17 protein-coding genes are annotated in these 19,285 nt (G+C 73.6%); 6 read left to right on the top strand and 11 right to left on the bottom strand.

All coding sequences use genetic code 11. The annotated features are described in order from the left end of the window. Nucleotides 1-121: 121 nt before the first annotated feature. From IF45_RS0118635 to IF45_RS0118680, 10 genes are read right to left on the bottom strand one after another with little or no spacing between them, the layout of a single operon-like run. Nucleotides 122-1,663 carry an NADH-quinone oxidoreductase subunit N gene (locus tag IF45_RS0118635; protein WP_015507714.1) on the bottom strand — a complete coding sequence of 514 codons (1,542 nt, stop codon included), beginning with the start codon at nt 1,661-1,663 and terminating at the stop codon, nt 122-124. After that, entirely contained in the window at nt 1,660-3,234 is a 1,575-nt protein-coding gene (locus IF45_RS0118640; RefSeq protein ID WP_010638892.1) for a complex I subunit 4 family protein, read from the bottom strand. Before IF45_RS0118640 ends, IF45_RS0118635 begins: the two co-directional genes overlap by 4 nt. 5 nt (nt 3,235-3,239) lie before the next feature. After that, entirely contained in the window at nt 3,240-5,231 is a 1,992-nt protein-coding gene (locus IF45_RS0118645) for an NADH-quinone oxidoreductase subunit 5 family protein (protein WP_030308458.1), read from the bottom strand. Then, nucleotides 5,228-5,659, bottom strand: coding sequence for an NADH-quinone oxidoreductase subunit NuoK (gene nuoK, locus IF45_RS0118650; protein ID WP_003948683.1), 432 nt, complete (start codon nt 5,657-5,659; stop codon nt 5,228-5,230). Before nuoK ends, IF45_RS0118645 begins: the two co-directional genes overlap by 4 nt. Further along, nucleotides 5,659-6,315, bottom strand: coding sequence for an NADH-quinone oxidoreductase subunit J family protein (locus IF45_RS0118655; protein ID WP_008408126.1), 657 nt, complete (start codon nt 6,313-6,315; stop codon nt 5,659-5,661). Before IF45_RS0118655 ends, nuoK begins: the two co-directional genes overlap by 1 nt. Further along, the gene (locus IF45_RS0118660; protein WP_030308460.1) at nt 6,312-6,971 is read right to left on the bottom strand and encodes a NuoI/complex I 23 kDa subunit family protein; all 660 of its coding nucleotides are present in this window, start codon (nt 6,969-6,971) and stop codon (nt 6,312-6,314) included. Before IF45_RS0118660 ends, IF45_RS0118655 begins: the two co-directional genes overlap by 4 nt. Beyond that, a complete protein-coding gene (locus tag IF45_RS0118665) occupies nt 6,972-7,940 on the bottom strand; it encodes a complex I subunit 1/NuoH family protein (RefSeq protein WP_030308462.1) in 969 nt (322 codons plus the stop codon). Beyond that, entirely contained in the window at nt 7,937-9,298 is a 1,362-nt protein-coding gene (locus IF45_RS0118670; RefSeq protein WP_030308464.1) for an NADH-quinone oxidoreductase subunit C, read from the bottom strand. The genes IF45_RS0118665 and IF45_RS0118670 overlap by 4 nt, the downstream gene beginning before the upstream one ends. Further along, nucleotides 9,295-9,945: an NADH-quinone oxidoreductase subunit B gene (locus IF45_RS0118675; RefSeq protein ID WP_008408130.1), complete on the bottom strand. Its 651-nt coding sequence runs from the start codon at nt 9,943-9,945 to the stop codon at nt 9,295-9,297. The genes IF45_RS0118670 and IF45_RS0118675 overlap by 4 nt, the downstream gene beginning before the upstream one ends. Further along, on the bottom strand, nt 9,936-10,319 hold the full coding sequence (locus tag IF45_RS0118680) for an NADH-quinone oxidoreductase subunit A (protein WP_003948689.1): 384 nt from the start codon (nt 10,317-10,319) through the stop codon (nt 9,936-9,938). Before IF45_RS0118680 ends, IF45_RS0118675 begins: the two co-directional genes overlap by 10 nt. Before the next feature lie 220 nt (nt 10,320-10,539). Here IF45_RS0118680 and IF45_RS0118685 point away from each other — a divergent pair, with 220 nt between their 5' ends. The 5 genes from IF45_RS0118685 (at nt 10,540) to IF45_RS0118705 (ending at nt 17,734) form a co-directional block, all read left to right on the top strand. Further along, on the top strand, nt 10,540-11,739 hold the full coding sequence (locus tag IF45_RS0118685; RefSeq protein ID WP_030308467.1) for a sensor histidine kinase: 1,200 nt from the start codon (nt 10,540-10,542) through the stop codon (nt 11,737-11,739). Between the two features lie 180 nt (nt 11,740-11,919). Further along, nucleotides 11,920-13,269: a sensor histidine kinase gene (locus IF45_RS0118690; protein WP_030308468.1), complete on the top strand. Its 1,350-nt coding sequence runs from the start codon at nt 11,920-11,922 to the stop codon at nt 13,267-13,269. Between the two features lie 406 nt (nt 13,270-13,675). Further along, the gene (locus IF45_RS0118695) at nt 13,676-14,335 is read left to right on the top strand and encodes a response regulator transcription factor (protein WP_008408135.1); all 660 of its coding nucleotides are present in this window, start codon (nt 13,676-13,678) and stop codon (nt 14,333-14,335) included. 332 nt (nt 14,336-14,667) lie between these two features. Then, a complete protein-coding gene (locus tag IF45_RS0118700) occupies nt 14,668-16,656 on the top strand; it encodes a 2-oxoacid:acceptor oxidoreductase subunit alpha (RefSeq protein ID WP_003948694.1) in 1,989 nt (662 codons plus the stop codon). Next, entirely contained in the window at nt 16,649-17,734 is a 1,086-nt protein-coding gene (locus tag IF45_RS0118705; protein WP_003948695.1) for a 2-oxoacid:ferredoxin oxidoreductase subunit beta, read from the top strand. Before IF45_RS0118700 ends, IF45_RS0118705 begins: the two co-directional genes overlap by 8 nt. A gap of 79 nt (nt 17,735-17,813) precedes the next feature. Here the strand turns inward: IF45_RS0118705 and IF45_RS0118710 are convergent, their stop codons facing one another. Then, nucleotides 17,814-18,200 carry a winged helix-turn-helix transcriptional regulator gene (locus tag IF45_RS0118710; protein ID WP_030308471.1) on the bottom strand — a complete coding sequence of 129 codons (387 nt, stop codon included), beginning with the start codon at nt 18,198-18,200 and terminating at the stop codon, nt 17,814-17,816. A gap of 152 nt (nt 18,201-18,352) precedes the next feature. On the opposite strand from IF45_RS0118710, the gene IF45_RS0118715 reads away from it, so the two are divergent. Next, nucleotides 18,353-19,225: an SDR family oxidoreductase gene (locus IF45_RS0118715; protein WP_030308473.1), complete on the top strand. Its 873-nt coding sequence runs from the start codon at nt 18,353-18,355 to the stop codon at nt 19,223-19,225. Nucleotides 19,226-19,285 lie beyond the last annotated feature (60 nt).

Here is a 19,285-nt window from a genome sequence, read left to right on the forward strand (position 1 = left end):
GCGGACCGGGTGCGTTCTTCTGCACCCAGTGGACCCTCCCTCCCTGGTCAACGCGAGGCGGGCGGCACCAGTTCCCGGCCGTCCGGGCGCAAGGGGCCGCACGGCCCGTGCCCGGGGCCGGTCAGAAGAGGCCGGTGCCGGTGAACCGGAGGATCAGCTGCGGGGCGCCCGAGAGGGCCACGCCGATGAGGGCGGCCAGCGCGACGGCGGCGGTGAGCGGCCGGGGGACGGCGCGCGGCAGGGCGGTGGCCCCTTCGGCGGCGGGCCGGAAGAGCAGGGCGGTCCAGCGCAGGTAGTAGACGAGGGCGACGACGACGTTGAGGGCCATGACGACGGCGAGCCAGCCGAGTCCGGCCTCGACGGCGGCCGAGAAGACGGCGACCTTGGCGAAGAGGCCGACGACGCCTGGCGGCAGCCCGGCCAGGCAGAGCAGGAAGAAGCCGAGGGCCAGGGCGTGGGCCGGGTGGGTGGCGTACAGCGCGCGGTGGTCGGTGAGGCGGCCGGCCGGGCGGGTGCGGGCGACGAGGGCGACGACGGCGAAGGCGCCGAGGTTCACGGCGGCGTACATGAGGGCGTAGGCGAGGGTGGCGCCGACGGCCGCGTCGGGCGCGCCGGTGTACGCGGCGGCGGCGAGCGGCACCAGGAGGTAGCCGGCCTGGCCGACGGAGGACCAGGCGAGCAGGCGTACGGCGCTGTGGCGGCGGCCGGGGCGCTGGCGCAGGGCGGCGGTGTTGCCCGCGGTCATGGTGACGGCGGCGAGGACGGCGAGCAGCGGGCCCCAGACCTCGCCGTAGGAGGGGAAGGCGAGGACGGTGACGAGGACGATGCCGGTCAGGCCGACGGTCTTGCCGACCACGGAGAGGTAGCCGGCGACCGGGACGGGGGCGCCGGTGTAGGTGTCGGGGACCCAGAAGTGGAAGGGGGCGGCGGCGGTCTTGAAGGCGAAGCCGACGAGGGTGAGGGCGACGCCGGCCTGGGCGAGGGTGTGCAGCCCGGGGTCGGCGCCGGGGAGGCGCTCGGCGATCTCGGTGAGGTGCAGGGTGCCGGTGACGGCGTAGACGAAGCTGACGCCGAGGAGGGTGACGGCGGTGGCGGCGACCGAGGAGAGGAAGAACTTGAGCGCGGCCTCGGAGGAGCGGCGCTCCCCACGGCGCAGCCCGACCAGGGCGAAGGCGGGCAGGGAGGCCACTTCGAGGGCGATGACGAGGGTGGCGAGGTCGCGGGAGGCGGGCAGCAGGGCGGCTCCGGCGGCGGAGGCCAGCAGGAGGAACCAGTACTCGCCGGCGGGGAGCCGGTCGTCGCGGACGGCGGCCTGCGAGAGGACGGCGGTGAGCAGCGCGCCGCCGAGGACGAGGAGCTGGACGACGAGGGTGAAGCCGTCGGCGGTGTAGCTGCACGCGCCGCCCGCCGTGTCGGCGACGCAGAAGGTGGCGCGGTCCTCGCCGATGAGGGGCAGCAGGGTGAGCAGGGCGGCGGCGAGTCCGGCGAGCGTGATCACTCCGAGGAGTGGTTTGCGGCGCTCGGGCAGGAACAGGTCGGTGACGAGGACGGCCAGCGCGAGGACGGCCGTCAGGGTCGGCGGGGTGATCGCGAGCCAGTCCACGGACTGCGCCTGGGCGGCGAGCGCGGGCTGGGCGAGGGCGGCCATGGCCGGCGCGGTCATGAGGCGCCTCCTGCGAGAAGCTTCTGCACGGCGGGGTCGGTGAGGCCGAGCAGTACTGCGGGCCAGACTCCGGCGAGGACGGTCAGGGCGACGAGCGGGGTCCAGGTGGCGGCTTCGTGCCCCCGGACGTCGGCGAGCGGCGGGGCGCCCTCGGGGACGGCGCCCATGCAGATCCGGCGGACCACGAGGAGCAGGTACGCGGCGGTGAGCAGGGTGCCGAGTCCGGCGAGGCCGAGGTAGACGAGGAAGGCGGGGCGGCTGAGTCCGGCGGCGGGCTGGAAGGCGCCGAACATGGCGAGCATCTCGCCCCAGAACCCGGCGAGTCCCGGCAGGCCGAGCGAGGCGACGGCGGCGAAGGCGAGGAGGGCGCCGAGGCGTGGGGCGCGGCCGTAGAGGGCGGCTCCGGCGACGCCGGCGAGGGCGTCGATGCCGGTGGAGCCGGTGCGGTCCTTGAGGGCGCCGACGAGGAAGAAGAGCAGGCCGGTGATGAGGCCGTGGGCGACGTTGGCGAAGAGGGCGCCGTTGACTCCGGTGGGCGTCATGGTGGCGATGCCGAGCAGGACGAAGCCCATGTGGCCGACGGAGGAGTACGCGATGAGGCGCTTGAGGTCGCCCTTGCCGCCCTCGCGGACCAGGGAGAGGCAGACCAGCGAGCCGTAGACGATGCCGACGGCGGCGAAGGCGCCCAGGTAGGGGGCGAAGGCGTGGAGGCCGTCGGGGGTGGCGGGCAGCAGGATGCGGACGAAGCCATAGGTGCCCATCTTCAGCAGGACGCCGGCGAGGAGGACCGAGCCGACGGTGGGCGCGGCGGTGTGCGCGTCGGGGAGCCAGCTGTGCAGCGGCCACATCGGGGATTTGACGGCGAGGCCGAGCCCTACCGCGATGACGGCCACAAGCTGTACAGTTACAGAGAGTGACGAACCGCCGTCCGCGGCGAGCGCCACCATGTCGAACGTGCCTGCCTTCAACCCGATGAGGAGCAGGCCGAGCAGCATGATCACGGAGCCGAGGAGGGTGTAGACGATGAACTTCCCCGCCGCCTGTTCGCGGGCGGCGCCGCCCCAGCGGGCGATGAGGAAGTACATGGGGATGAGGACCGTCTCGAAGGCCAGGAAGAACAGGATCAGGTCGAGGACGGCGAAGGTGGCGAGCGTGCCGGTCTCCAGCAGGAGCAGCAGCGCGACGAACGCCTTCGGCGAGGCCCCGGTGGGGGGCCGGAAGTAGCTGTAGAGCGCGCAGAGGAAGGTGAGGAGCGCGGTGAGGACGAGCAGGGGGAGCGAGATCCCGTCGACGCCCAGGTGGAGGCGGATGTCGAGGGCGGGGATCCAGCTGATGTCGGTGCTCGCCTGCATCACCGAGGGCCTGCTGTGGTCGAACCCGGCGGCCAGGGCGAGGGTGAGCAGCAGGATCACGCCGGTGACGAGGACGCCGTGGCGCAGCACGGCCTGGTCGGGGCTCTTGCCCTTGAGGCCGGGCGGGGCGGGCAGCAGGGCGGCGACGGCGCCGACGAGCGGTCCGGCGACGGTGGCGGCGAGGAGCAGCTGGAGCACGGGTTCGCTGATATCGGGCACGGCTCTCACGCTCCGGCGGCGGTGACGAGGACGGCGGCGACCGCCAGGACGAGAGCACCGGCGAGGAGCACGGTGAGGTAGGTCTGCGCGTTGCCGGTCTGGCTCTTGCGGACGGCGGCACCGAGCAGCCTGGGCACGGCTGCGCCCGCGCGGACGTACGTCTCGACGACCTCGCGGTCGAGGAAGGCGGCGAGCCGGGCGGCGGCCAGGGTCGGGCGGACGAAGAGGGTCCGGGCGGCGGCGTCGAGATGGAAGCCGGCGGCGGCGTGCCGGTGGAGCGGGCCGAGCAGGAGGCGGCCCGGGTCGGCCGGGTCGGGGCGTTCGGCGAGGTCGCCGTCGTCGGGGGCGTGGCCGGTGAGCGCCTCGGTCGCCATCTCGGCCTCGGACTCGGGCTGCGGCTCCAGCGGTCCGCGCGGCCGGGCGGCGGCCAGGGCGGTGGTGTGGCGCCAGGTGCCGTAGGTGACCAGGCCGCCGACGAGGGCGAGCCCGGTGGCGAGGACCGAGGTGGTGAGGGTGGGGGCGAGGGAGGCGCCGCCGAACCAGTCGCCGAGGACGCCGTAGGCGAGGCCGAGGGCGAGGGAGGGAGCGGCGAGGACCCAGAGGATGACGTTTATGACGAGCGGCTGCGGGCCGTGGACGGGGCGCTCGGCGCCCTGGCCGTGGAAGGCACGGAGCCAGAGCCGGGTGGCGTAGGCGGCGGTGAGGAGGGCGGTCGCGAGCCCGGCGGTGAGGACGATCCAGCCGGCGACGGCCGGGGCGGCCTCGGTGTGGCCGGTGGCGGCGCGTTCGGCGGCGCCGAGGACGGCTTCCTTGGAGAAGAAGCCGCTGAAGGGAGGCAGGGCGGCGAGGGCGAGCAGGGCGACGGTCATCGTCCAGTACGCGTCGGCGGCCCGGGTCCGCAGGGCGCCGGTGCGGGCCATGGCGGTCAGCGAGTTGGTCCCGGCGGCGTGGATGAGGGCGCCGGCGGCGAGGAAGAGGAGCGCCTTGAAGGCGCCGTGGGTGAGGAGGTGGAAGACGGCCGCGGACCGGTCGGCGACAGCGAGGGCGGCCGTCATGTAGCCGAGCTGGCCGATGGTCGAGTAGGCGAGGACGCGTTTGATGTCGTCCTGGGCCAGGGCCGCGAGCGCCGATCCGGCCATGGTGACGGCGGCCATCACCGCGAGGACCACGAGGGCGGCGGCGGAGGCCGCGAAGACCGGGAGGAGACGGGCGACGAAGTAGACGCCGGCGGCGACCATCGTCGCGGCGTGGATCAGCGCGGAGACGGGCGTGGGGCCGGCCATCGCGTCGGGCAGCCAGATGTGGAGGGGGAACTGGGCCGACTTGCCGGCGACTCCGGCGAGGAGCAGCAGGGCGATGAGGGTCGGGTGGTCGAGGCCGCCGTTGCCGACCGCGTCGAGGATGCGGGTGATCCGGAAGGACCCGGTGTCGGCGGCGAGCGCGAAGAGCCCGATCAGGAAGGGGACGTCGCCGAGCTTGGTGACGAGGAAGGCCTTGAGCGAGGCGGACCGGGCCTCGGGGGTCTCCCAGTAGTGGCCGACGAGGAAGTACGAGCAGATGCCCATGACTTCCCAGCCGACCAGCAGCACGATCAGGTCGCCGGAGTAGACGACCAGCAGCATCGCGGAGGTGAAGAGGGAGACGAGCGCGGCGTACGAGGGGTAGCGCGGGTCCTCGCGCAGGTAGCCGGTGGAGTAGAGCTGCACGCAGGTGGCGACGGCGGCGACCAGCACGGCCACGACCACGGCGAAGCCGTCCAGGTGCAGGGCGAGCTCGACGGGGACGGAGCCGGTCGGGGTCAGCTCGGTGGCGGCGTCGATCGCGGGTCCGCCGTGCTGGCGGGCGGCGACCAGGGCGGCCAGGACCGTGGCGGCCAGCGGCGGCAGGACGGCCAGCGGGCGGACGAAGCCGGGGGCGACGCGGCCGAGGGCGAGTCCCGCGAGGGCTCCGAGCAGCGGCAGGACCGGCACGAGGACGGCGAGGGTCGTGGTGGTCACCGGGCGGCCTCCGCCTTCTCGGCCGGGCTGTCGTACGGGGTGGCGACGCGTGCCTCGTCGGCGGCGAGGGCGGCTTCGGCCGCTCTGGCCTCGGCGTCGTCGTCGGCCTCCGTCTCGGCGGTGTCGCGGAGCCGGTCGACGTCGGAGGAACCGCGGTTGCGGTAGACGAGGAGGACGATGGCGAGGCCGATGCCGATCTCGGCGGCGGCCAGCGCGATGGTGAAGAGGGTGAGCGCCTGCCCGCCGTGCAGGGTGTCGCGCAGGGTGGTGCTCAGCCAGACGTCGAAGGCGACGAGGTTGAGGTTGACGGCGTTGAGCATCAGCTCGACGGACATCAGGACGAGGATCGCGTTGCGCCGGGCGAGGAGGCCGTAGACGCCGATGGCGAAGAGGAGGGCCGACAGGACGGCCGGGTAGGCGAGATGCATCAGCGGGTCCCCTCGGGGCCGGGGGTTGCTCCGTCGCCGGAGGCCGGGGCGCCGGAGGCGGGGGCGCCGGGGTCCTCGTCGCCCGTGCGGCGGGAGAGGACGATCGCGCCCACCAGGGCGGCGAGGAGGAGGACCGAGAGCGCCTCGAAGGGCAGGACCCAGGAGCTGAAGAGGGCGGCGCCGGTGACCTCGGTGGAGCCCTGCACGGCCTGGTCGAGGTCGATCCAGGTGGTGCGGAAGGCGTCGACGACCACCCAGACCAGGGTGGCGGCGGTGGCCAGGGCGACGGCGAGGGCGACGGGCCGGTTGCCGGAGTCGGTGTCCGGGGAGCGGCCGATGGGCGCGCGGGTCAGCATCAGTCCGAAGAGGAGGAGGACGACGACGGAACCGACGTAGATGAGGACCTGGACCCAGGCGATGAACTCCGCGGTCAGCAGCAGGTACTCGACGGCGATGCCGCCGAGGGCGACGACCAGCCAGAGGGCGGCGTGGACCAGTTGCCGGGTGGTCACGGTGAGGACGGCCGCGCCCACGGTGACCAGGCCGACGAGGAGGAAGACGATCTCGACGCCGGTCGGCGAGAGGAACCCCCGGTGCTGGACGGCGTCGGCACTCCGGGCGGCGGTGGCGAGGGCTGCCGTGGTCAGGGCGGTCATCGGGCGTCGCCGTCCTCGGGCCGGTCGGGCTTGGGCTGGGTGGGTTCAGGCCGCGCGGGTTCGGGCCGGGTGGGCTCGGGCCGGGCCGCCGTGGCGGCTTCGGCGGCCTGCTGGGCGGCGGTGCGGTCGGCGGACTTGCGGGCGGCCGCGTACTCCTTGGGCTCCTCGGCGGCGGGGACCAGGGCGGGCGGGGCCGGCACGGTCCACATCCAGTCGCGGAGCTTGTCGCGCTCGTGGGTGAGGTCGCGGATGTCGGTCTCGGCGTACTCGAACTCCGGGGACCAGAACAGCGCGTCGAAGGGGCAGACCTCGATGCAGATACCGCAGTACATGCAGAGGGAGAAGTCGATGGCGAAGCGGTCCAGGACGTTGCGGCTGCGCTCGCGTCCGCCGGGGGCGGCGGGCGGCACCGTCTCCTTGTGGGAGTCGATGTAGATGCACCAGTCGGGGCATTCGCGGGCGCAGAGCATGCAGACCGTGCAGTTCTCCTCGAACAGGCCGATGACGCCGCGGGTGCGTGGCGGCAGGTCGGGCTGCGTCTCGGGGTACTGGGCGGTGACGGTCTTCTTCGTCATCGTCCGCAGGGTGACGGCGAGGCCCTTGGCGAGGCCGGAGCCGGGGAAGCTGCGGCCGGAGGGCTGCGGGGACGCGGTCATTTACTGGATCGCCACCTTCACGATGCCGGTGAGCGCGATCTGCGCGAGGGCGAGCGGGACGAGGATGGTCCAGGCGAGCTCCTGGAGCTGGTCCTCCCGCATCCGGGGGAAGCTGACCCGCAGCCAGATCACCACGAAGGCCAGGACGGCGGTCTTCAGCAGGGTCCACACCCAGCCGAGCCCGTCACCGCCCCAGGGCCCGTGCCAGCCGCCGAGGAAGAGCACGGTGGTGAGGCCGCAGAGGATCACGATGCCCGCGTACTCGGCGAGCAGGAAGAAGGCGAACCGCAGACCGGTGTACTCGGTGTACGCGCCGAAGATGATCTCCGAGTCGGCCACCGGCATGTCGAACGGCGGGCGCTGCAGCTCGGCGAGGCCCGCCACGAAGAAGACGACCGCGCCGACGATCTGCCACGGCAGCCACCACCACTGGAAGCCGTCGAGAATCCCGCTCAGCGACACGGTCCCGGCCGCCATGGCGACGGAGGCCGCCGCGAGCAGCATCGGCAGTTCGTACGCGAGGAGCTGGGCGGCGGTGCGCAGACCACCGAGGAGCGAGTACTTGTTGGCCGAGGCCCAGCCGCCCATGAGCGAACCGAGCACCCCGACGCCCATCACGGCGAGGACGAAGAAGACCCCCGCGTCGACATGGACCCCGGAGCCGGACTCCCCCGGGCCGACCGGCAGCACGGCGAGGACCAGCAGGTACGGCAGGAGCGCCACGGCCGGGGCCAGCTGGAAGACCCGCCGGTCGGCCTCGGCCGGGACGATGTCCTCCTTCTGCACGAACTTGACCCCGTCGGCCATGAGCTGCGCCCAGCCGTGGAACCCGCCCGCGTACATGGGCCCGAGCCGCCCCTGCATGTGCGCCATCGTCTTGTGCTCGGCCTGCCCGACGACGAGCGGCAGCACCAGGAAGGCGACGAGGAGGACGAGCAGACGCAGCGCGACGTCGAGTACGTCGTTCATGCGGGGTCGCCTCCGGTGGGGGTGTCGTCGTCCGGGGTGCCCTCTTCGGGGCTCCGGGCCGGACGCGCGGGGTTCTCGGGTTCGGGAGCCTCGCCCTCCGGGCCCGGCGTTTCCTCGCGCGTCTCCTCGTGGGCCGGCTTGGCGTGGTGCCAGGGGGCGTCGGAGCTGCCCGCGCGGGCGGGGCGGCTGCCCGGGGCGGGGGGTCGCTGCTGCGAGGCGGAGCCGTCGGCGGCCGAGCGGTCACGGCGGGGCCGGGCGGGCGCGGGACGGTCCGGGGAGCCGGCTGCCGGGGCGGCCGGAGCCTCGGGTGCCGTGGGCCCGGACGGCTCGGCGGCGCCGGTGTCCGCCGGCTCCGGGGCCGTGGGCGGCTGCTGGGAGGCACTGCCCTGCGAGGCCGAGCGGTTGCGGCGCGGACGGCCGGGTGCCGGGGACGCGGGCGCCTGAGGGGTGCCCGGAGCCTCGGCGGGCGTGGCCGGGGCGGCCCCGGTCGCTTCCTGGGACGGGCCCGCCTGCTGGGGCGCGTCCGCCTGCTGGGAGGCCGAGCCCTGGGAGGCCGAGCGGTTCCTGCGGGGGCGGGTGGGGGCCTCCGGGGTGCCGGGTGCCTCCGGGGTGCCCGCGCCTGTCGGAGTTCCCGCGCCCGTCGGGGTCGCGCCGGCTGCCGGGGTGTCCGGGCCGGCCTGCGCGGCCGGGCCCTGCGACGCGGAACCCTCGGTCGCGGTGCGCGTCCGGCGGGGCGGCCTTGTACCGTCGGCGGAAGCGGTGCGGCGGGCGGGGCGGGCCGGGGCGGCGGGGAGGGTGCCCTTGAGGGGACCCCACTCGTTGGGGTCGGGGACGCCGGGCGGGAGCATCTGGCGGCGCTTGGGGCCGCCGTGGTCGGGGCCCTCGCCGGGTTCCTTGGCGCCGGGCCACGCCTTGGCGACGCGGGCGGCGAGGACGAAGTCCTTGCGCAGGGGATGGCCTTCGAAGTTCTCGGGCAGCAGGAGCGGGTCCAGCGCGGGGTGCCCGGTGAAGGAGACGCCGAACATCTCGTGCGTCTCCCGCTCGTGCCAGGCGGCGCCCGCGAACACCTCGACGGCGCTCTCCAGGACCGGCGCCTCGTGCGGCACGGTGGTGCGCAGCAGCAGCCGGCGCACCGGCGCCAGGGCGACCAGGTGGGCGGAGACCAGGAAGCCGGTGCCGGGCTCGTCGACCGCGCTGAGCCAGTCGAAGAAGGTGCAGCCGAGTGCGGAACGGGCGGCGTTGAGCGCGCTGGTCCAGCTCGCGGCGGGCACGTCCACCGTCAGGACGTCGTACGACTCCTCGGCGCGTGCGTCGGGGCCGAAGAGGGTGTCGGCGGGGTGCGGGAGCCAGCCGGTCACCGGGCCTCCCCCGGGGTGTCGCCCACCGTGCCCGGTGCGGGCGGCGGGGTGACCAGGCCGCTGGTGAGGGCGGCCGTGGAGGGGCGTTCGGCGCGGCGTCCGTACCGTTCGCCGAGCGATTCGCGGGCGATCTTCTCCTGGAGCTTGATGATGCCCTGGAGCAGCGCCTCGGGCCGGGGCGGGCAGCCGGGCACGTACACGTCGACGGGGATGATCTGGTCGACCCCCTTGGTGACGGAGTACGAGTCCCAGTAGGGGCCGCCGCAGTTGGAGCAGGCGCCGAAGGAGATGACGTACTTCGGTTCGGGCATCTGCTCGTAGAGGCGCTTGACGGCGGGGGCCATCTTGTCGGTGACGGTGCCGGAGACGACCATCAGGTCGGCCTGGCGCGGCCCGGGCGCGAAGGGGATGACGCCCAGCCGCATGAAGTCGTGGCGGGCCATCGAGGCGGCGATGAACTCGATGGCGCAGCAGGCCAGTCCGAAGTTGAAGACCCAGAGGCTGTAGCGGCGGCCCCAGTTGAGGACCACCTTCATCGGGGCGGGGGCCAGGCGGGCGAGGCCGCCGAGCCGCTGGGGTGCGGGGAGGGCCACGGGGGTCGACGCGGGGGCGTCGCCCTGGCCGGTTGCGGGGGGTGTCACGTCCATGTGAGGACGCCCTTCTTCCATGCGTACAGCAGGCCGATGGTCAGGAAGCCCAGGAAGATGAACATCTCCACGAGCGTCGTCGCCCCGTACCCGGTCTCGGCGAAGACCGTCGCCCAGGGGAAGAGGAAGATCGAGTCGACGGCGAAGATCACGTACAGGAACGCGTAGACGTAGTAGCGGACCTGGGTGTGGGCCCAGCCCTCGCCGACGGGGTCGACGCCGCACTCGTAGGTGAGCAGCTTCTCCGGCGTGGGGACCACCGGCCGCAGCAGGCGGCCCGCGCCGAAGGCGACGGCCACGAACAGCACGCCCACGACGGCGAGCAGGCCGACGACCGCGTACGACCGGAAGTACTCCCCGGCGAGCACCGTCATGCGACGACCTCTCTCCCGCGCCCGTGTTCCCTGACGCTGTGCGTCCGACGATCTGTACGCACGGGAGTCTAGGGCCTGCTAAAGATGCGGTAAGCAGCCCGTCCGTGTCCCGGGCGGGCCGAGGACGCCCACGGGCCGAAGGAGGGGTGGGGTTAACCCCCGGCACGGCGACCGGCGCACCTCATGGCGGGGCGCCCCGGCCCCGGGAGACCCTGACAGCATGAGCACACCGACCAGCGAGAGCGCCCCCGGCACGTCCGGCGAGCCGACGCCTTCCCGCCCGAACCTCGCCCTGGACGGCAGGACCTGGCGGGAGGTCGCCTACCTCCTCGCCAACCTGCCGTGCACGATCGTCGGTTTCGTCTACGCGGTGACCCTGCTCGCCCTCGGCGGCGGTCTGGCCGTCACCGTGATCGGTCTGCCGCTGCTGGCGCTGGCGCTCGGCGGGGCGCGGCTGCTGGGCCGGTTCGAGCGGGGGCGCGCCCGGCGGCTGCTGGGGGTGCGGGTGGACGAGCCCAGCCGGCTGCCCCGGGGGAAGGGCGGCGGGCTGGGCGGGGTGTGGCAGGCGCTGCGGGACCCGGTCGGCTGGCGGGCGATGCTCTTCTCGCTGATGCGGCTGCCATGGGGGGTCCTCACCTTCTCGCTGACGCTGGTCGGGCTGCTCGTGCTGTGGCCGGTGCTGCCGTACGTCGTCCGGCTGCTGGCCGACGCCGACCGGGCGATGGTGCGCGGACTGCTCTCCCCCTCGGACGAGTTGGAGCGGCGGATCGCCGAACTGGAGTCGGACCGGGGTGTGGTGGTCGACACGGCCGCGGCGGACCTGCGCAGGATCGAGCGGGATCTGCACGACGGGGCCCAGGCGCGGCTGGTCAATCTCGCGATGGGGCTGGGCCTGGCCAAGGAGAAGCTGGCCGAGGGGACGGCCGACGCGACGGTGGCCGCGATGGTCGACGAGGCGCACGGCGAGGTGAAGCTGGCCCTCCAGGAGTTGCGGGACCTGGCACGCGGCATCCACCCGGCGGTCCTGACCGACCGGGGGCTGGGCGCCGCGCTCCGCTCGCTCGGCGGGCGGTGCACCGTCCCGGTGAGGACCTCCGTCGACCTGCCGGAGCGTCCGGCGGCGGCCATCGAGGGCATCGCCTACTTCACCGTCTCCGAACTCCTCCAGAACATCAGCAAGCACAGCGGGGCCCGCTCGGCCTCGGTCGAGGTGTGGCGCACCGGGGACCGGCTCCTCCTGCGGGTGGAGGACGACGGGCGCGGCGGCGCGGCGCCGGCCGGCGGCACCGGCCTGGCCGGGCTCGCCGAACGCCTCGACGCGGTGGACGGCGTCTTCACCCTGACCTCCCCCGAGGGCGGCCCGACCGTGGCCGTCGCGGAGCTCCCCTGGCGCGCCAGGCCCGCCACCGAGCAGCCCTGACGCGGGGCGGCCCCCCTCCTCCTCGTCACGGGCGGAGGTGGGGAAAACCCCCGTACGAAGACCCCCACATGCTCCATGGCTCCGGGCGCGGAACCTGACCAAGCTGGTGGTGTCGCCCGGGGAAGGCGGTGCGGCCGGACGACCGGACGGCCGGGAGCGAGCGCGGGAGAGGGCGGACCGATGGCCACGGAGTACGGGCACGCGGACGGGACCGGGGAGAGTTCGGCGCTCTCCCGGCCGGGGCGTGGGCAGCGGTCGCCGACCTTCCTGGGCGGCCCGTTCGCGGGCGGGACCTGGCGCGCGTTCGGCTACATCTGGCTGAACCTGCCCGTCGCCACCCTCACCTTCGTCTACGCCGTGACGACGCTGGCGCTCGGCGCCGGCCTCCTGGTCACCTTCATCGGCGTGCCGGTCCTGGCCCTGGGTCTCGCCGGCTGCCGGGGCATCGGCGTGCTGGAGCGGGCCCGGGCGCGGGCGCTGCTGGGGGCCCGGGTGGCGGAGCCCCGTCCGGTCCGGGGCCGGAAGCCGGGGGTGCTCGGCTGGATGACCTCGGTGATCAAGAGCGCGGAGTCCTGGCGCCACTTCCTCTACGCCTTCCTGCACTTCCCGTGGGCGGTGCTCACCTTCTGCCTGGCCGTGCCCGTCTGGGCGTACGGCTGGGCGATGCTGACGTACCCGCTGTGGCAGTGGGTCTTCCCCCGGTATGCGGACGTGCCCGGTGTCCAGCTCTACGGGGACGGGCAGCGGGAGATCTATCTCGACTCGCCTCCGGAGATCGCTCTGGCCGCCGGGATCGGCCTGGTGCTGACGCTGCTCGTGCCGTACCTGATCCGGGGGCTGACCACGGTGGACCGGCTGCTGGTGACGGGGCTGCTGGGGCCCTCGCGGCTGGAGAACCGGGTGTCCGAGCTGGAGTCGGACCGGGGTGTGGTGGTCGACACCGCCGCGGAGGACCTGCGGCGGATCGAGCGGGAGCTGCGCGACGGGGCGCAGGCCCGGCTGGAAGGGCTGGAGAGCGAACTGGGGCTGGCCAAGGCCAGGCTCACGGAGGACCCGGAGGCGGCGGCCCGCCTGGTGGCGGCGGCGCACGGTGAGGTGAAGTCGGTCCTCCAGGAGCTGCGGGGCCTGGCCCGGGGCATCCACCCGGCCATCCTCACCGACCGGGGCCTGGGCCCGGCGCTCTCCGCCCTCGCGGCGCGGTGCCCGGTGCCGGTGCGGGTCCAGGTGGATCTGGCGGACCGCCCGGCTCCGGCGGTGGAGGGCATCGCCTACTTCGCCGTCTCCGAACTCCTTCAGAACGTCGGCAGCCACAGCGGGGCGCGGTCGGCCCGGGTCGACGCCTGGCGCTCCGGCCCCCGCCTGATGCTCCAGGTCACGGATGACGGAACGGGCGGCGCCGATCCGGCGGCCGGGACGGGGCTGGCCTCCCTGGCGCGGCGGCTGGACGCGGTCGACGGCGTCCTGGTGGTCGACTCCCGGCCCGGCACCGGGACGACGGTCACGGCGGAGGTCCCGTGGCGGGAGAGCTGACCACCGGTCCCGTCGGGGGCGCACCCCGCTCCCCGGCCTCTCCTTCGCCCGCCGCGCCCACGCCCACCACTTCGCCGCCGTACCCGCCAAGCTCTTCCGGTCCACCACAGCCACCCCCACCCGTCATGTCACTCTGCGTAATCGTCCGTTCGGGGCGCTCTTCCCCGCGCCTCTCGCCGCCCACACGCGGAGGGTGGCGGTCCGGTCCGGTTTCACCCGTGCGAGCGAGGAAGTTGTCCACAATCCCCCGGCCGTCCACCGTTCCGGCGGCCCGCCGACGCGCGACGGCGTTCCCTGGGATGCTGTACGGGCCGCCGGGGCACGAGGCCGCGGCGGTCGGGGTCGACCGGGACGAGCGGGGGCGCGGGACGTGGGTCTGCAGGGAGCGGATGCGGTGGAGGACAAGGTGCGGGTGGTGATCGCGGAGGACTCGGTCCTGCTGCGCGAGGGGCTGACCCGGCTCCTCACCGACCGGGGGCACGAGGTCGTCGCGGGGGTGGGGGACGCGCAGGCCCTGCTGAAGACCATCGACGAGCTGGGCGCGGAGGGGAGCCTGCCGGACGTGGTCGTCGCCGATGTGCGGATGCCGCCCACCCATACGGACGAGGGTGTCCGGGCGGCGGTGCTGCTGCGGCAGACCCACCCGCAGGTCGGGGTCCTGGTCCTGTCGCAGTACGTGGAGGAGCAGTACGCCGTGGAGCTGCTCGCCGGGGAGACGCGGGGCGTCGGCTATCTGCTGAAGGACCGCGTGGCGGAGGTCCGGGAGTTCGTCGACGCGGTGGCGCGGGTGGCGCGGGGCGGCACGGCTCTCGATCCGGAGGTGGTGGCACAGCTGCTGGGCCGCAGCCGGAAGCAGGACGTGCTGGCGGTCCTGACCCCCCGCGAGCGGGAGGTGCTGGAGCTGATGGCGGAGGGCCGGACCAACGCCGCCATCGCCCGCCGGCTGGTGGTGAGCGACGGCGCCGTCGAGAAGCATGTGAGCAACATCTTCCAGAAGCTCGGCCTCTCGCCGAGCGACGGCGACCACCGGAGGGTGCTGGCGGTGCTCACCTATCTGAACTCCTGACCGCCACCGGGCCGCCACCGGCCTGGTGGGGGCGCCCGGGGGACGTCCGGACAGCCGGAGGGCCTAGCCTTCTGGGCTGATTCGGCCCGGGACGAAAGAACCAGTCGCGCGCCGGAGCGCGGAGGCGTGAACGGAAGCGCGGATGCTTACATAGCCGTACAAAATGCCTCGGGAAGCCGTCTCGCCTGCCCGTCCATCATGCGAGCGACCCGAGGAAGGCCACCCTTACCGACGTAGGGTGGTCCACGGGAGAGCCGACGGGCCGGCGCTTCCCTTGCTGTCCCTGCCCCGTGGCGGGGAAACCACACTGCCCCGACGGGAGGACCAGTTCCGTGACCAGCCAGGTCAGTAGCACAGCCGAGCAGGCCGACGGCGCCGTTGTCGCCGAACAGCGGCCGCCGCTGCCGGGTGCCGGTCAGGACGGCGCGTCCGGTCCGTCGCCGGAAGGCGGTCAGCAGGCCGAGGCCAAGGAGGTCCGCAAGCTGGACCGGGTGATCATCCGCTTCGCGGGCGACTCCGGCGACGGCATGCAGCTGACGGGTGACCGCTTCACCTCGGAGACGGCCTCGTTCGGCAACGACCTCTCGACCCTGCCGAACTTCCCCGCCGAGATCCGCGCCCCCGCAGGCACCCTGCCCGGCGTCTCCTCGTTCCAGCTGCACTTCGCCGACCACGACATCCTCACCCCGGGCGACGCCCCGAACGTCCTGGTCGCGATGAACCCGGCGGCGCTCAAGGCCAACATCGCGGACGTGCCGCGCGGCGCGGAGATCATCGTCAACACGGACGAGTTCACCAAGCGCGCCATGCAGAAGGTCGGGTACGCCCAGTCCCCGCTGGAGGACGGCTCGCTGGACGGCTTCAGCGTCCACCCGGTGCCGCTGACCACCCTGACGGTCGAGGCGCTCAAGGAGTTCGACCTCTCCCGCAAGGACGCCGGGCGCTCGAAGAACATGTTCGCGCTCGGGCTGCTCTCGTGGATGTACCACCGTCCGACCGAGGGCACCGAGAAGTTCCTGAAGTCGAAGTTCGCCAAGAAACCGGACATCATGGCGGCCAACATCGCCGCCTTCCGCGCGGGGTGGAACTTCGGCGAGACCACCGAGGACTTCGCCGTCTCCTACGAGGTCGCCCCGGCCGCCTCGGCCTTCCCCACCGGCACCTACCGGAACATCTCGGGGAACCTGGCGCTCTCCTACGGCCTGGTCGCCGCCGGTCGGCTGGCCGAGCTGCCGCTGTACCTCGGCTCGTACCCGATCACGCCGGCCTCGGACATCCTGCACGAGCTGTCGAAGCACAAGAACTTCGGCGTGCGGACCTTCCAGGCCGAGGACGAGATCGCGGGCATCGGGGCCGCGCTCGGCGCCGCCTTCGGCGGGTCGCTCGCGGTGACGACCACCTCCGGCCCGGGTGTGGCGCTGAAGTCGGAGACGATCGGCCTGGCGGTCTCCCTGGAGCTGCCGCTGCTCATCGTCGACATCCAGCGCGGCGGCCCCTCCACCGGTCTGCCCACCAAGACCGAGCAGGCCGACCTGCTCCAGGCGATGTACGGCCGCAACGGCGAGGCGCCGGTCCCGGTCGTCGCCCCGCAGACCCCGGCCGACTGCTTCGACGCGGCGATCGAGGCGGCCCGGATCGCGCTGGAGTACCGGACGCCGGTCTTCCTGCTCTCCGACGGGTACCTGGCCAACGGCTCCGAGCCGTGGCGCGTCCCGGAGACCGACTCCCTGCCCGACCTGCGCACCCCGTTCGCCACGGGCCCGAACCACACGCAGGAGGACGGCACCGAGGTCTTCTGGCCGTACAAGCGCGACCCCGAGACGCTGGCCCGCCCGTGGGCCGTGCCCGGCACGCCCGGCCTGGAGCACCGCATCGGCGGTATCGAGAAGCAGGACGGCACGGGCAACATCTCCTACGACCCGGCCAACCACGAGTTCATGGTCCGCACCCGGCAGGCCAAGATCGACGGCATCGAGGTCCCGGACATCGAGGTCGACGACCCGTCCGGCGGCGCCCGCCTGCTGGTCCTCGGCTGGGGCTCGACCTACGGCCCGATCACCGCGGCCGTGCGCCGGATGCGGACCGACGGCGAGTACGTCGCCCAGGCCCACCTGCGCCACCTCAACCCGTTCCCGAAGAACCTCGGCGAGATCCTCAAGCGGTACGACAAGGTCGTCATCCCCGAGATGAACCTCGGCCAGCTCGCCTCGCTGATCCGGGCCGAGTACCTCGTCGACGCCCAGTCCTTCACCCAGGTGACCGGCCTGCCCTTCAAGGCCGAGCAGCTCGCCACCGCGCTCAAGGAGGCCCTCGATGGCTGACGCCACCACAGCCGCGGACGCCCCTCGCTCCTTCCAGTCGCTGTCGCTGGTGCCCAAGAGCGAGGCCAAGCAGTCCATGAAGGACTTCAAGTCCGACCAGGAGGTCCGCTGGTGCCCGGGCTGCGGCGACTACGCGGTCCTCGCCGCCGTCCAGGGCTTCATGCCGGAGCTGGGGCTGGCGAAGGAGAACATCGTCTTCGTCTCCGGCATCGGCTGCTCCTCGCGCTTCCCGTACTACATGAACACCTACGGGATGCACTCCATCCACGGCCGCGCCCCGGCCATCGCCACGGGTCTGGCCACCTCGCGCCGCGACCTGTCGGTCTGGGTGGTCACCGGTGACGGCGACGCGCTCTCCATCGGCGGCAACCACCTGATCCACGCCCTGCGCCGCAACGTCAACCTCAAGATCCTCCTCTTCAACAACCGGATCTACGGACTGACCAAGGGCCAGTACTCGCCCACCTCCGAGGTCGGCAAGCTGACCAAGTCCTCACCGATGGGTTCGCTGGACGCGCCGTTCAACCCGGTCTCGCTGGCGATCGGCGCCGAGGCGTCCTTCGTCGCGCGCACGGTCGACTCCGACCGCAAGCACCTCACCGAGGTGCTGCGGGCCGCCGCCGACCACCCGGGCACGGCGCTGGTGGAGATCTACCAGAACTGCAACATCTTCAACGACGGCGCCTTCGAGGTCCTCAAGGACAAGCAGCAGGCGGAGGAGGCCGTGATCCGCCTGGAGCACGGCAAGCCGATCCGCTTCGGCGTGGACCAGGCCAAGGGCGTCGTCCGCGACCCGGCCACCGGCGACCTCCAGGTCGTCGACGTCACGCCGGAGAACGAGGCCGACATCCTCGTCCACGACGCGCACAACGCCTCGCCGACGACCGCCTTCGCCCTCTCCCGGCTGGCGGACCCGGACACGCTGCACCACACACCGATCGGCGTCTTCCGCAGCGCCGACCGCCCGGTCTACGACACCCTCATGTCCGACCAGCTGGACGAGGCCGTCGAGCGCCAGGGCCAGGGCGACCTGTCCGCCCTGCTCACGGGCAACGACACCTGGACGGTCGCGGGCTGACACCCGCCACCACCACCTGCCACGGGCCGGGGCACGCCACAGGGCGCGCCCCGGCCCGTCGCCGTGTCCAGGGCGGTCGCTACGGCGCCTGCGCCCGGCGCACGTCGTAGGCGACCCGCGCCGCCTCCACCTCCGGTACGCGCCCCTCGGTCCAGCGGGCGAGGGAGTGGACGAGGCCGGCGGCCTCCTGGCCGAGCGGGGTGAGGGAGTAGTCGACGCGCGGCGGGATGACCGGGTGGGCGTCGCGGTGGACGAGGCCGTCCCGCTCCAGCGTCTGGAGGGTCTGCGCCAGCATCTTCTCGCTGACCCCGCCGACGGCCCGCCGCAGCTCGCTGAAGCGGTACGTCCGCTCGGCGAGCGCGGCCAGCACCAGCACGCCCCAGCGGCTCGTGACGTGCTCCAGGATCGAGCGCGAAGGACACATCGGGCTGTTCACGTCGGGCCCCACCGGCTGCGCCACGGCCACGCCTCGCTTTCCTCGGACACTTTCGCTCACCCCAGTACCTTACTCCAAAGTGGGTACTTACGAATCGAAAGCGCCCGCCCTAAGGTGAGTGAGCAGGGAGCACCCCACCACGCTCCCGCCCCACCACACCCCGCACCCCGAGGAGCACCCCCATGAGCATCGTCGTCACCGGAGCCACCGGATCGCTCGGCCGCCTCGTCGTCGACGAGCTGCTGCGCGGCGGCGTACCGGCCGGCCGGCTCGTGGCCCTCGCCCGCGACGAGCGGAAGGCCGCCCCGCTGGCCGCGCTCGGCGTCGAGGTCCGCCTCGCCGACTACGACCGCCCCGAGACGCTGGAGGCCGCCTTCGGCGCCGGGGACCGGGTGCTGCTCGTCTCCGGCAGCGAGATCGGCCGCCGCGTCCCGCAGCACACCGCCGTCGTCGAGGCCGCGACCCGCGCAGGCGTCGCCCAGTTCGCGTACACCAGCGTGCTCGGCGGTCCCGAGGCCGACTTCGAGCTGGCCCGCGAGCACCAGGTCACCGAGAAGCTGATCCTGGAGTCGGGCCTGCCGTACACGCTGCTGCGCAACGGCTGGTACTCCGAGGTCTACACGGAGCAGCTGGCCACCGCGCTGGAGCACGGCGCCGTCACCGGCAGCGCCCCGCGCGAGGGCCGGATCGCCTCCGCCCCGCGCGCCGACTACGCCGCCGCCGCTGCCGCCGTGCTGACCGGCGAGGGCCACCTGAACACCGCGTACGAGCTGAGCGGCGACACCGCCTGGTCGCTGCCGGAGTACGCCGCCCTGGTCTCCGAGGCCACCGGGCGCGAGATCGCCTACCGGGAGATCCCGGCCGAGGCGCACCTGGCGATCTTCACCGGCGCGGGCCTGCCCGAGGAGCTGGCGGCGATCCTCGTCGACGTGGACCGCGCCATCGGCCGCGGCCTGCTGGCCGCCACCCCCGGCGACCTGGCGCGCCTCATCGGCCGCCCGACCACCCCGGTCGCCGCCACGGTCGCCGACGCGGTGGCCGCCCTGAAGGGCTGATCAGCGCCCTCCGCCCCCCTCCGCCCGGGCTGTCAGGACCGTATCGCGATACGGACATGA

This window comes from Streptomyces albidoflavus (assembly GCF_000719955.1).
Taxonomy (GTDB): Bacteria; Actinomycetota; Actinomycetes; order Streptomycetales; family Streptomycetaceae; genus Streptomyces; species Streptomyces albidoflavus.